We start from the raw sequence: 13,636 nt of genomic DNA on the forward strand, positions 1-13,636 counted from the left end.
TCTAACCACTTTTAGAATATCAATAGTTCTGAATTTCTGTAGTTCTAACATCCATTTTTACAAACGGAGATATTATCAAAAAAGGGCATTGAAGAATATGGAACCATTTGTCATAAAACCTAAAAGCAATTTCATGTTTGATGTAAGCGCAGCTAGTTTGTTAGACGTATCTTCAGAATTGTTTAGTATCGCTAATATAATAGTTTTATCTGCGATATAAATTCCATAATGTAATTTAAAAATAGTAAAATTGGTTAGTTGAAATTATACATAACTTTTACTTCAGAACTTTGCAATGTTGAATTTTCTAGAGGATATTATCAAAAGTGGTAGATTATCTATCCTTGTCTTCTAAAATTGGATTTGACCCTACTAAATTTTGTTTGGTTTATCAAATAACCATTTAATCCTAAACAAAAGGTAGATTTTTAATTTGAAAAATCGATTAATGTTGACCTTAAATGAGTAGATAATAAAGGAGAAGCTTATGTATGGAAATACCTGAAAATACAGAGAAAGAGTTCAACAATATGAACAAAATGTTTAAGGAAATAACAGGACCAGGCAGCAAGACAGCCATGGCAGTTTTACTTGTCAGATACTTTGAATCGCAGAAGCCCGAAGACGAACGAATCTGTTATGACCCATATGCAGTCTATTTCATCAACCAGGAGATTCTGGAGTGGGGAACTCGCCATCCAGATGAAGCAAGAATAATGCAGGAGCAGCTGGACAGATTTTTTCCGGGAAGAAATAACTCAATCGTTGCTAGAGTCCGATTTTTTGACGATTTTGTGAAAAAATCAATCGATGAAGGTATCGAGCAACTGGTTATATTGGGTGCAGGATATGATTCACGGGCCTATCGGATTGAAGGATTGGAGAAGATCAAAACTTTTGAGGTAGATCATCCTGCTACACAAAATATAAAAATGGAAAAAATAAGAATGATCTTTGGCAGTTTGCCAGATCATGTTGTCTATGTTCCTTCCGATTTAGAAACCGAAAACTTTGGTCAAAAGTTGATAAATATGGGATATGACCGACACATTAAGACTCTCTTCTTAATGGAAGGGCTCTTAATGTACCTTCAGCCAGAGGTGGTAGATGAAATCCTATCCTTTATTGTAAAGAACTCAGGTAAGAACAGTAGTATTCTCTTTGATTATTTTCCTCAGTCTGCAGTTGATGGAAGTTCTAAGCTTGAGACGGGGAGGAATATTCGGAATCAAGTGTCACAGTTGGGAGAACCTTTTAAGTTTGGTATAAAGGAAGGAGCAATTGAGGCATTCCTTACGCAGCGTGGATTTACACAAGCATGCAATGTAACCATTGAAGATTGTAAAAGAGTCTATTTTCAAGGAATAAATGAAAACAGAATAGTTGATAGCCTGAAGTCGTTCGTCCACGCCGTTGTTCAATAAATTTATTGTATCGGCTAAATAGAGACGGCAACTGAAAGGGCATAAGTAAATCGATAGGAAACTGGAGATAATTATGAGCCTATCCGAAAGTCAACGCATATAGTAAAGTCGCGACTGGTCTGTAATATCCAATACCAATCTAAGTATGAAACTGTTAACCGTGAAAATATAGTAGATCACAACGCTTTTCGGATAGACTCATTTTTAAAAGCCTTTGACATTATGAAGTTATGTAAATGAATCAAATGTCAATAAGTAGTTAGTTTGTTATAAGTAGTTAGTTTGTTATAAGTAGTTAGTTTGTTATAAGTAGTTAGTTTGTTATAAGTAGTTAGTTTGTTATAAGTAGTTAGTTTGTTATAAGTAGTTAGTTTGTCCAGTGATATATAGCAATGTAAAAAAATCTATGTGTATACTTATAGTCACGCATGTGATTATTGCAATAAAACCATCATTGTACCTCAATTGAACAGTTGCATTATTTATTCTCGTGACTACACATGAAGCAGTATACGTTGTCCATTTGTATTCGGTTAAGATGCGATCTATACGAAGTCTGTTATTCTTGTTGCCATCTTTGTAAACCCATAAATGTAAATCAAGATGCGTAAATGACCGCAGTAGTTATTTTAACATTAATAGATTCCTTACCCGATATGGTAATGAAACGTCTCATGTTGTAGACGAAATTCCCAGCTATATGAAAGTTTCCTAAAGTCCTTAAAGTGGCAGACTTTTGTGAAATCTTCGTTACCTGGCCATTTAAACTTAAGGATACTGATACTAATACTCAAATTCCACTTAGGAATAATTGAATAATAAACTCAAGTTTTAACTTTGGTCACTTTGGTAATAGCCATATAATTTCATTTCCTAAATAACTTTCAAAGACAATGTCTGTATATAAACAATTGAAATTATATTTTCTTCATCTCTTAGAAATCAATAAATGGCATCATTCAATTTTCACTAAGTGCCATTAAAAATCAAATTAATTTAATCTACTTCAAAAGTGCTATCAGAAAATATATTGATTTTCAAAAAAGTACTGTGGAGCATGGAATCTTCAGCCGAATATCTAAAAAAATTTGAAATAATAATTAATATTTAAATGTTGTTTGCTAAAAAAACATTTGACCTGAAAATATTATTTGTTCAGAACCAATTTTTCATATAATTTATTTTAAATAAGTTTGGGAATAATTATAGATTGTAACCCCATAAAAAGAAATGAACAGATTAAAACGAACGGATCAAAGCGAATGAATTTATGCCACCAAAAAACGGATGGATCAACAAAAACGAGCACCAAAAAATTGAAGCTGTAATAGAAGACATCTACTTGCTTCGGTGCAACTATTGATCGCATGCAATGGTTCATGGACATAATATGGCCATGAACCTTGTTCTTTCCATAATTTTTGTGTGTAAAGTCATTTTCTATTTGCAAATTTATTCTACTAAATATAAATTTAAGTATATATGGTAGTTGTCGGTGATCTTATTATTCAGAATTTTATCCTGGTCGTAATGATTGCCTGAACAGCTAAAACATTATTCATTATTTCTACAAAAGAATAAGGGATGCTGCAAGTGAGGCATTTCTTAAAGCGGAGCCAGCTGAACTTAAAGGCATTCTAGGAGAGCATTCTCCAACTAAAAAGAGTTCAGTGAAGGTGGATTTCTACATTATGAGCTTCAAAAAAGGTTCTTGGATTGTTTGATACCCGAGTCTGGTAAGTATCTATCCTAAAGAGAGGACAATATAAGGGCGAATCTTGAACTAAAAGCAGTTTATGTGCTTTCTTAGAACTCGCTGATAAAGGTAATGCAAGGATTGTTTTTATATCAACAGATTTCAACGGAGGCTCTCAACTTATGATAACTTTTGGTGGAATTGCTGCAATTCATCATATATAGAACAGGGATGTAGGTTAGTTCAGAAGTTTATTAGTTAATGAATTTCATTAATTATATAATATTTGATTCTGTGATGTCTACGAGGAATAGCCAATTTTATGGATTCGACAGCTGGAAAAACTCTTATTTTTCTGTATTGCCAGTGGCTGCTCGATATCTGCTCACTTCGCAATCATGCGAACTTGGAGGTAAATTTTCAGGGGAGTTGATTTCCAAAAAATGTGCAATAAAATTTAGGTTTATGTTCCAATTAAGGTTGCAAGAAACTGTAAATTTTATTGAAAAAGACGTACGATTTTGCTCTGACAAATTCTGTCCAAAATTACTGTTCTTTAGCCGTACTTTTAGTGGGGAGAACTGCGGGCTACATTATTAGGTAAATGAAACAGTTACAAGTCATTTCTACGTAAAGAAATAAAATGGATGATAGTAATTGTTAAATAATAATAAATATCATTTAGTAACAGATATCATGTATATCTGAGTAAACCTGTTTTCACAGGTAATTTAGGTGGACGGCAATGAAGCCCACAGAGAAAGCTGACATGAAATACACAAATCAGAGAGTCGAAATACTTGCTTTCCTGCGCGAACATGATGGTCATCCCACTGTAGATGAAGTTTATGATGGGGTTAGAAAAAAACTGACGCGTATAAGCAAGGCTACCGTATATAAAAATCTCAGATTCCTTACGGAGAAAGGGTTACTGGAGGAGGTGAATGTAAAAGGGGTCTCAAGATTTGAAGCTAATTTCATTCCACACCACCATCTAATCTGCCGGGAGTGTGGAAGGATGGAGGATTTCGATTCAGAACAATTGTTGGATTACTCGATGAAGATAGCTGAGGAAATAGAAGGATTTACTATTGTTTCAACGAGCACTAACTTTTATGGTATCTGTAAAATGTGTGAGGCGTCTAAGAAACCTAAGGAGTTTAAGGAGCCTAAGGAGTCTAAGGAGCCTAAGGAGTCTGAGGAAACATAACTTGAGCAGAATATCAGGGGGAAACAGTATGTCATCCGGGTGTACAATGATATATCCTTCAGATAGTCAAAGATAAAGATCCGGTGACATATAGCATTGTGCTTCAGATTCTCACTGATGAGATTGAGTATGAAGATGATCTGCAAGCCGTGAATGTAAGACATCGGCTTGCTTCAGCACAAATACTATCTTGTGCAGTAGTGAAAAAAGGGGATAATTAATGATTGAATTGCTTTTATTAAGCCGGCTTCAGTTTGCCATAACAGCTGCGTTCCATTTCCTATTCGTTCCACTAACTTTGGGATTAGCATTATTAGTGGCAGTCATGGAAACAATGTACTACAGGAACAAAGATGAAACCTGGCGAAAAATGGCTGACTTCTGGGGTAATATATTCAAGATAAACTTTGCAATAGGTCTAGTATCAGGTATTACACTGACTTTTCAGTTAGGTACTAACTGGGGTGCCTATGCAGAATTCATGGGAGATGTCTTTGGACCACCTTTGGCTATGGAAGCGTTATTTGCTTTCTTCCTTGAAGGGACTTTCCTTGGAGCATGGATATTCTTGGGCCATAACCGTCAGAAATTAAAGGCATTTTCCATGTGGATGGTCGCTCTAGGTACTAACATATCTTCATTATGGATTCTCACTGCTAATGGTTTTATGCAGCATCCCGTAGGCTATGAGATGGCTGCTGACGGGAGCAAGGTGGTTATGACAGATTTCCTTGCTCTAATTACGAACGGCTATGTTTGGTACATGCTGATACACACTCTGCTTGCAGCTTACCTGTTGACCTCATTCGTGGTCATGGGGATCTGTGCATATCATTTCCTTAAAGGGAATAACAATGAAGTGTTTAAAAAATCTTTCAACATAGCAGTTATCATAGCACTCGCTACTGCAGTCATGCTTCCAGTTCTTGGTCATGGTTATGCACAATATGTTACTGCGCTTCAACCTACAAAAGGAGCGGCAATGGATGCGATATGGGAAACAAGATCTTCAGTGCCTATGTATCTAATACAGGTACCCGATTCAAGCACAGGCTCCAATAGTGTTCAGCTGCTGGGAATTCCAGGTCTTGCAAGTTTCCTGTATACAGGAAGTTTTAGCGGAACGATAACAGGACTTAACCAGCTACCTCAGGATGAATTACCGCCTGTAGAAATGATATTCTGGAGCTTCAGGTTAATGACAATTCTGGGTTCCCTGTTCATCATAGTGGCTCTTTTAGGCTTATATCTTCAAAAATCAGGCAAGCTATATACATCTAAAAAATATCTAAAGTTGCTAATGTGGTCTATTCCTCTTCCATATCTTACTATTACTGCTGGCTGGATTGTAGCTGAGGTAGGAAGGCAGCCATGGATGGTATATGGTTTGCTAAGGACAGCTAATGGTGTATCATCGGTTCCCACATCCGACGTCTTGTTAAGTATTAGCCTTATAAGCGCATTTTATATGGTCCTGCTTATCTTTGAGATATACCTCATAAAGAAAACCGTGGTCAATGCGACAGGAGTTGAGTGAATATGTTCGATTTCCTTACTCATGATATGCTTGCTATTATCTGGTTCTTCCTGTGGTGTGTAATATGGGGAGTTTACTTTATTGTCGACTCCTTTTCCCTTGGGGCAGGCCTTCTGGTACCTTTTATTGCCACAGATAAGGCCCAGAGGATGCAAATCCAGAGCTCTGTTGGTCCTTTCTGGGGCGGCAATGAGGTATGGCTCATCCTGGCTGCAGGTGGAACATTTGCTGCATTCCCTCTGGTATTCTCGAAGATGTTTACTTTCCTGTATCTTCCTATGATGTTGCTGCTTATCGGCTTAATTGCGAGGGGAATTTCCATAGAATATCTTCACAAGGATGAAAATCCCCATATACAGAAAATCCTTATGTGGGGATGGTTTGCTGGAAGCCTGCTGATTTCTCTGGTTCTGGGAGTTGCATTTGCAAACTTCTTCAAGGGGCTTGAAATTGCTTCAGGAGGCGTTTATATCGGTACCCTTATTGGACTTTTTAGCCCTTATGCACTGATAGGCGGTGTCTTATTTGTGCTTATGAGTGTTACTTCAGGTGCGTTCTGGATCAATGTTAAAACTGAAGGGGCCATAGCTATAAAAGCAGGTGATCTGGCAAAGAAGAGCGCTCTTATTGTACTTGTACTTGCTCTGGTCTATCTGGCATATTCCTTTATGGGTATAGAAGGTTTTACAACCAACTATTCAGCCATGCCAGCTCTGTACTTATTGCCAGGTCTTGCGGTAGTGACAGCTGTTCTTGCTGTGTTTTTTGCAAAAAAGGACAGGATATTTCCTGCCTTTTGCAGCAATCTCCTAGCGTTTCTTTTCGTTGTTGAAAGCGGGCTTGCAAGTATCTATCCTTACATGCTTAAGTCTTCTGTATCTTCTGAATATGGAATAGATATCTTTGAGGCAGCATCAAGCCACATGACCTTGAGCGTCATGCTGGGGGGAGCATTGGTATTCGTGCCCATAATCATCATCTACCAGCTATGGGCATATACGTTGTTCAGGGAAAAGATAAAAGAAACAGACCAGGTCGAGTACTGACCTGCTTTCTCTTATCTTTTACTTTTTTTACTTTATCTGTGAAGAGACGAACAATGCTAAGCTTTGCTAAATATCCCAAAGTATGAAGGCTTTGAAGGAGTTCAACATAAAAAAAGAAAAGTTAGTGAAGATAAAACCAATATGAACAAAACTGAAAAGTCAGTTCTGCTCTTTTTCATATACGTTGAATTATCTCAGGCATTTGACTTTGATTTTTGCCTGGAAATTGAAAACTAAGGGCATAGTAGGAAAAAGTTTAGAGATAAACTTATCCGTTTAGTCTCTTTCTTCTTCCTCTACAGGGTTCATGAATTCTTCGTAACAGGTGATACAGATACATTTATCTTCAGACGATATTTCTTTAAAGTCCACCTTGGGACCACTAGGTTTTACGGTTCCCATTTTTAATACATAGAAGTGCTCACCGAATTCGACTGGCTGCCCGCATCTCGAACATAAGAAGGGTGGATTCTCAACTGACTCAGTTGCACACTCAATACATATCAGATCGGACTTATCCCCGTGAACGTCCTTGAATTTTATTGGTTTCATGTCCTGGCTGGTATCAACGACCAGCACGTCTTCCAGCAATTCCCGACCGCAGATATTGCAATATTCTTTCGTCTTGTCGCCTCCCTTCATTATGTCACCTCGATTCTCCAAAGGATTTTTCACAAAATCACAGACTAAGCCTGCAGGGTTTTTAATCTCCCCGTTTTTCACTGAACTTTATTCCCCTTTTTGGCTTGTATTATAATTATATTGATTTTGATATTTAAAAATATTTTTATTTTACTTATCATAACTTAATTGAGCATCTTCCACATCGGGCTTTCTTTAAACATACTCTGATATTAAATTCACAGCAGAAAATATGAGAAAGAAATCCTATAGACTAATGGAGAATCGAAAATGACAGATGATAAACGCATGATTTTAATTTATCACCATGATGATAATGACGGATACTGTGCAGCTGCTATTGCTGGTGCTTCCTATGATCGGAATGAATTTGACATAAAATTTGTTGCTATAAATTATGGCAAAGAGTCTTGGAGTGAGGGCGAAATAAAGGCAGCAGAAAAAGTATGGCTTCTTGATTTTACAAGCGATAATATGGAGGAATTCGTAAAAGTTTGTGGTCCTAAGTTGATATGGGTGGACCATCACAAGACCGCTGTGGAGAAATTTCCAGACCTGTGGAATTCCAACAGTATTCCGGGAATCCGGTCTGTTGAAAAAGCAGCATGTATACTTACATGGGAGTTCACACATCCAGAAAATATTTTACCTCCTGCTGCAGTTGCCTATATCGGGGATAAAGATCTGTGGAAGTTTGAATACTCTGAAACCAGGGCTTTCACTGCAGGCTTTAATCTTATAGTGAAAACTCCTGATGATCCAGCATGGGACGTACTCCTTGGTTCGGAATACGAGGATACTGTAAATAATATGATATCTATCGGGGAATTGCTTCTCAAAGCTCAAAACTACAAGCTCCAAAAAGCCTTTGACCGTGGGGTGGATTACATTTTCCATAACTGGAAAGCCAGGCTTGTAAACACTACTGGAAATATCTCCGAGCTTGGAGAATTTATCTACAGGAAGCCTGAATATGATATTGCTATCATGTGGCAGGCTGTAGAGGATATGGTGGTATTCAGCTTGAGATCCGATTCAGGGAATCCCAATTCGCCCGATTGCGCCGAAATCGCTCAACAATACGGCGGTGGAGGGCACAAGAATGCCGCTGGATTCCAGAGAAAAAATATGGATTTTCCACGCCTGCTTTTCAAATGAAATGTCCCACAATGATTAGGGGACATAGCAATTCCTGGGTTCTAACTTTATCGTGTGGTTATCAGGCAAAATAACTCCAACTGGACCTGAAAATCCCACCTGAATTTTTTGTGGATTTTTTGCTTTTCTGTGATATATAGTACTTGAAGTGACTTTTTTCTCAAACATATAATTTATTCATACCTGAACTTTTAGAAAAGTATTTATATTTTAAAATTTTTTTATTCAAGAAAATTAGTCCGGATTTATAAATAATAGTGGGATCTATTGGCCTGGAGGTTAGTTTACGTTTAAAAATATAATCCAGTTCTATAATGTAAACTGTTTGACTAGAAGTCCTTTTAAACACAACCTGACTGTTCGATTTAACAATTTTCTAAAAATGAAGTTTAATCCTCTATACTGGTTTACCCTTCCAGGTTTTGTTCTTTGTTCAATCGGGTTATACATAGGCCTCGATTTACTACGGACGTTCTATCTTGGCGGAAGTCTTGCCTTCAGGCCAACGGTTTTGATGGTAATTCTAACCATCATAGGGACGGGTATGACTTTTACAGGAATTTTGCTTCACGCTATCTCGGGTTTACTGCGGCATTTACGAGAATAAAGTAATAGTTCCAAAAGATTTACTTAATGAGTTTATCCAAAACAATTTTGTTCTCAATAAGTAAAGTTTCACAATTATTTCCCATGTCAGAAACTCAGTTAATTATTTGGAACATGGGATTTAGAAAAACGATTTTAAGTTTTGGGATGAGCTCAATAGCTTTTTCCAATGTCAATTTTTCTGTATTCCAGTAACCTTTCACAATAGTGTTTTTACCACTGATGACTATATCAGCAGTGATTCTTTGGCAAATAGGAATAGAAAGATGATTGACTGAAAATAAATATTGAACAGTTTGAAACTATTGGTTGAGGATTTTACAATTTAATAGAAAAAAGCCAAATACAAATGGTGAATAAAAATCAAAAAAGGCGGTTCCATAAAGAAATCCGCCTTTTCAAGCCTTTAACTCTCTTCTGTTTTTTTGCTGTTTTTTAGAGTTTTGGCTTTTTGGTTTTAACCTCTCTGATCCGATTATATCGGTGAGGTTCCTTTTGTACTTATTTTCAGTTTATCCTGGTCTATGCCTACAAGGCCTTTGCCAGGTTCATAGGCGCCTGTAATGAGGATGTAATCTCCTGGCGCAAGGTCGAAGGTTGTCAGGGAAAGAGTGTCCTGATTTTTGTCGCCTATGCTTATCGTACCGTTGCCTTCTCCAATAAGAGTCTGGGCTGCTTTTGTAAGTTCACTTTTGTTCAATTTGGACTTATAGTTTGTTGAGTTTATGCCCAGGTCTCTGATATCAAGATCGTTGATGGAAGCATTGGTCCCATTTATTGTTCCATTGGTGCTGACGTTTATTTCAGCTCTGTAGGCTTCTTCATTTATCAGCAGGGCACCGTATGTAAACTCTCCATCAGCAGGTGCTTTTTTCAGGCTCATTGTAACATCAAGGTTATCGCCTTCCTTAATATTGTTGTCTGCCTTTGTTTTCAGTTCATAGTTAACTATTTCAAAGCCAGTTGCTGAAAGAACTTTCTTTTCCATGCTGGTGTTCTCTCTGTATTTGTCGTCCGCAAGTGTTACAATGATGCCGTAACTCCCGGGTTTAAGAGAGTAGAAGGTAATTGGTTTAAGCAGATCTCCTTTCTTGTCCAGAGTCGCGCATAATCTGATGTAAGAATTATCCGTACCTTCTCCGAAAATTTCTCCCAGGTTTATGCTTTCGTTACCCGCAAGAACAATGGCTTTTTTGACGGAACTAACACTAGACCCATTGACAAGGTAAACATTCACTTTCTGATTCTTAAGAGCTGAAGGACCATTATAGGTCATTGTTACTCTCTGGCCGTCAGTATAAAATGGATGTGTGGCGTATGGGTATGTATAGTTCACTTCCGTGTTATTATCCTTGTTTAGTTTAACTATAGTTCCTGCCTTTTCAACACAGTTGGTCCCATTGTAAATAAAGCTAAGTGGTTGTGGAAGCTGGATTTCTTGTCCTCCGCTGAGTTGAATCCATCCTCCCTCGTCTTGGCTATCATCGTGGTCTGCAAAAATGACGCTGTCTCCGTTTTTCTCAATAGAGGCAGCCCAGAGTCCTTTTTCTGAAACCGCGGCTGATACCGAAATAAGTGCGAAAATGCAGATTAGAGCCGCGAAGGTTAATTTACATTTTCTGATATCTATTCCATTTGTTCCTATTTTTTTCTTCAATCGTTACACCCCTAAAGTAATATTTATTGTTTTATCCTGGACTTTTGCTATATATTTTTTACTTTTATCTATTATCTACTTCATTAATTATTAAGCTTTCATCCACGAATTTCTTTTTTAATTAAATTAATTCATATTCATATATTTTGTATACAAGACATGTCTACTATTAATATGTATTTATAGTTTATCGAAATCGTCTTCAAAAAATTTTAAAATCAAAGTTATTTAAAATCCCTCAGTGTATTATTATGACTTTCTCCTCCCTAAATAAACCACAAATAATATTAATACGGCTAAGATTCCTGCTATCCATATCTTCTGCGATTTCAGGTCCAGAAAATCCTCGGCAAATTTCTTTTCTTCATTGGCAATGTTTTTTCCACTATCTGCTTCTTCTTTTATTCTCTCGGTTATTCCCTCGACTTCTCCCTCACTTGAGTTCTGTTCCGAGTCCTGCTCCGAGTCCTGTTCCGAGGAGTTTGTTTCCGAAGAGAGGCTTTCTGATGGTTGTAATTCTATTTGCTTTGTAATGCCTCCAACTTTTACTTCAAAATTGCCTGCCGGTATAAACTTAGTATTATATTCATAGTTGAGGCTTCCATCAGAATCTACATCTATTTCTTGCATGGCTTTTATCTTGAGTTTGACATTAGAACCACTTGCCTTTCCGTCGATCCTGATCTCATATGTTCCTGCAGGGACGTGTGCCTGGAAAACAGTAGCAGTGCCGTCTTTTGCCTCTGCACTTTTAGTTAACCATAGGAGCATCTTTGCTCTCACATTCAAGTCATCAGCCCCTACAGCCTTTACGGTAAAACTGTTGTCAAAACCAGATGGGATTACTACATTTTCAAGCAGGTACGCGTATTCTCCATCCTGTACCGTCACATCTTTTTCGAAGGATATCTGCACTTCCACAGTATCTCCCTCAAAACCAGTTCCTTTTATCTTCATTGTATCCCCAACAACTGGATTTTGGGGGGTAAGTTCCCAGTTGCTTGATGCAGCTGCTCCAGGAGAAATTATCAGGAACAGGAACACAGGAAGCAAAAACAGGAGTCTCAAACTTTCCTTATTCTTAGGATTTTTAATAAATGTAAAATTGGGCTTTGTTGGATTAATTTCTTCAGGAAGCAATTTCTCTAACCTCTCCTCTTGATATTTTTTCGTTAGAAAGGCTATTGTCCATTGAATAGCGGTGTTATTGGTCTACTTTTCTTTATATATGGACTAATTATAAAAATTCTAGACAGATATATGAACAAATAATAAAACTAGTTTATATATTTTTCTTTTTAGTATTTCACACTGTTTTCAGAAAAACATATTCAGTATACAGGTTTTTGCATCCAGTTGTAAAGAGAAAGGAGTATAACTTTCTACATCCCTTCCCTCAATCTTTTTTAAGTTCCTCTGTTTCTATTAAAGCTGAATGGAAATTTTCCAGTCTGGTCTTCTAGTTTTGATTTATCATTTTTTCTTTTTCCTCAATATCGCAAGCCCTATCAGTAGGGTTCCTGCAAAGCCTATCAGGAAGGAAGGAAGTTTTGGAGGATTTCTTAAGACTTTTGCTAATGAGTTTGCCTGAACGTATGGCTTGATATCTTCGGCTATGAATGATTTTGGAGTTTCGAGAATGGACTTGATTCTCATAAGCGAAGAAATTTTGTTTTTCACTGAAGAAATATTAGTGATATTATTTCCAATAGAATTCTCCGAACTGGATATCAAGCTCGACCTTCGAGAGGTTCCATCAGATGTTTTCAGTTCTTCCTGGGCTGTATCTCCAGAACTTTCGTTATCTTTTTCTTCGCTTGAATTCTGTTCCGAAGAATTTGTTTCCGAAGTCAGGTTTTCGTTATTTTGTTCTTCACTCAAGTTCTGTTCCGAAGAGTTTGTTTCTGAAATATTCTGTTCCACAGAGTCTATTTCCGAAGGGAGGCCTTCTTCAGACTGTAATTCTATCTGCTTTGTAATGCCCTCAACGTTTACTTCAAAATCACCTGCCGGTATAGACTTAGTACTATATAGATAGCTGAGGCTTCCATCAGAATCTACCTCTATCTCTTGCATGGCTGTTATCTTGAGTTTGACGTTAGAACCACTTGCCTTTCCGTCGATCCTGATTTCATATGTTCCTGCAGGGACGTTTGTCTGGGAAACTGTAGCAGTGCCGTCTTTTGCCTCTGCACTTTTAGTTATCCACAGTAGCATTTTTGCTCTCACATTCAGATTCTCTACCCCTTCTGCCTGCACGGTAAAACTATTGTAGGAGCTGGAGGGAATTATTACATCTTCAAGCAGATACTCGTATTCTCCTCCCTGTACCGTCACATCTTTTTCGAAGGATACCAGTGCTTTCGCAGTATCTCCCTCAAAGCCAGTTCCTTTTATCTCAATTATATCTCCAGCAGCGGGATTTTGGGGGGTAAGTTCCCAGTTGCTTGAGGCGGCTGCTCCGGGAGAAATAATCAGGAACAGGAAAACAGGAAGCAAAAACAGGAGTCTTAAACTTTCCTTATTCTTCGGATTTTTGATAAATGTAAAAACGGGCTTTATTAGCTTAATTTCTTCAGGAAGCAATTTCTCCAACCTCTCCTCTTATATTTTCTTGACTAGAAAGGCTATTATTGTCCATTGAATAGTTGTATTTTATA

Annotated in this window: 9 protein-coding genes; 5 read left to right on the plus strand and 4 right to left on the minus strand. The window is 37.4% G+C overall.

Translation table 11 applies throughout. The annotated features are described in order from the left end of the window. Nucleotides 1-491: 491 nt before the first annotated feature. From MSBRW_RS04640 to cydB, 4 genes are all read left to right on the plus strand, one after another. Nucleotides 492-1,424 (plus strand): SAM-dependent methyltransferase, encoded by a 933-nt coding sequence (locus MSBRW_RS04640; protein WP_011305164.1) that lies wholly within the window; start codon nt 492-494, stop codon nt 1,422-1,424. A 2,441-nt stretch (nt 1,425-3,865) separates the two neighbouring features. Then, a complete protein-coding gene (locus MSBRW_RS04645) occupies nt 3,866-4,330 on the plus strand; it encodes a Fur family transcriptional regulator (RefSeq protein WP_011305163.1) in 465 nt (154 codons plus the stop codon). 220 nt (nt 4,331-4,550) lie between these two features. Then, the gene (locus MSBRW_RS04650) at nt 4,551-5,867 is read left to right on the plus strand and encodes a cytochrome ubiquinol oxidase subunit I (RefSeq protein WP_011305162.1); all 1,317 of its coding nucleotides are present in this window, start codon (nt 4,551-4,553) and stop codon (nt 5,865-5,867) included. 2 nt (nt 5,868-5,869) lie between these two features. After that, nucleotides 5,870-6,913, plus strand: coding sequence for a cytochrome d ubiquinol oxidase subunit II (gene cydB / locus MSBRW_RS04655; protein WP_011305161.1), 1,044 nt, complete (start codon nt 5,870-5,872; stop codon nt 6,911-6,913). Between the two features lie 276 nt (nt 6,914-7,189). On the opposite strand, the gene MSBRW_RS04660 is transcribed toward cydB, so the two are convergent. After that, a complete protein-coding gene (locus MSBRW_RS04660; protein ID WP_230669963.1) occupies nt 7,190-7,636 on the minus strand; it encodes a hypothetical protein in 447 nt (148 codons plus the stop codon). Nucleotides 7,637-7,825: 189 nt separating this feature from the next. Here MSBRW_RS04660 and MSBRW_RS04665 point away from each other — a divergent pair, with 189 nt between their 5' ends. Further along, nucleotides 7,826-8,713, plus strand: coding sequence for a DHHA1 domain-containing protein (locus tag MSBRW_RS04665; RefSeq protein WP_011305159.1), 888 nt, complete (start codon nt 7,826-7,828; stop codon nt 8,711-8,713). 1,081 nt (nt 8,714-9,794) lie between these two features. Here the strand turns inward: MSBRW_RS04665 and MSBRW_RS04670 are convergent. From MSBRW_RS04670 to MSBRW_RS22855, 3 genes are all read right to left on the minus strand, one after another. Continuing rightward, nucleotides 9,795-10,976, minus strand: coding sequence for a TIGR04279 domain-containing protein (locus tag MSBRW_RS04670; protein WP_011305158.1), 1,182 nt, complete (start codon nt 10,974-10,976; stop codon nt 9,795-9,797). 249 nt (nt 10,977-11,225) lie between these two features. Next, complete coding sequence (locus tag MSBRW_RS04675) at nt 11,226-12,116, minus strand: hypothetical protein (protein ID WP_011305157.1); 891 nt, start codon at nt 12,114-12,116, stop codon at nt 11,226-11,228. A 333-nt stretch (nt 12,117-12,449) separates the two neighbouring features. Then, nucleotides 12,450-13,571: a hypothetical protein gene (locus MSBRW_RS22855; protein ID WP_196298027.1), complete on the minus strand. Its 1,122-nt coding sequence runs from the start codon at nt 13,569-13,571 to the stop codon at nt 12,450-12,452. Nucleotides 13,572-13,636 lie beyond the last annotated feature (65 nt).

The organism is Methanosarcina barkeri str. Wiesmoor (assembly GCF_000969985.1).
Taxonomy (GTDB): Archaea; Halobacteriota; Methanosarcinia; order Methanosarcinales; family Methanosarcinaceae; genus Methanosarcina; species Methanosarcina barkeri_B.

Bases quoted from the DNA above. Each gene is read 5' to 3' on its own strand.
- MSBRW_RS04640 (WP_011305164.1), top strand. From the start codon at position 492: ATGGAAATACCTGAAAATACAGAGAAAGAGTTCAACAATATGAACAAA.
- MSBRW_RS04645 (WP_011305163.1), top strand. From the start codon at position 3,866: ATGAAGCCCACAGAGAAAGCTGACATGAAATACACAAATCAGAGAGTC.
- MSBRW_RS04650 (WP_011305162.1), top strand. From the start codon at position 4,551: ATGATTGAATTGCTTTTATTAAGCCGGCTTCAGTTTGCCATAACAGCT.
- cydB (WP_011305161.1), top strand. From the start codon at position 5,870: ATGTTCGATTTCCTTACTCATGATATGCTTGCTATTATCTGGTTCTTC.
- MSBRW_RS04665 (WP_011305159.1), top strand. From the start codon at position 7,826: ATGACAGATGATAAACGCATGATTTTAATTTATCACCATGATGATAAT.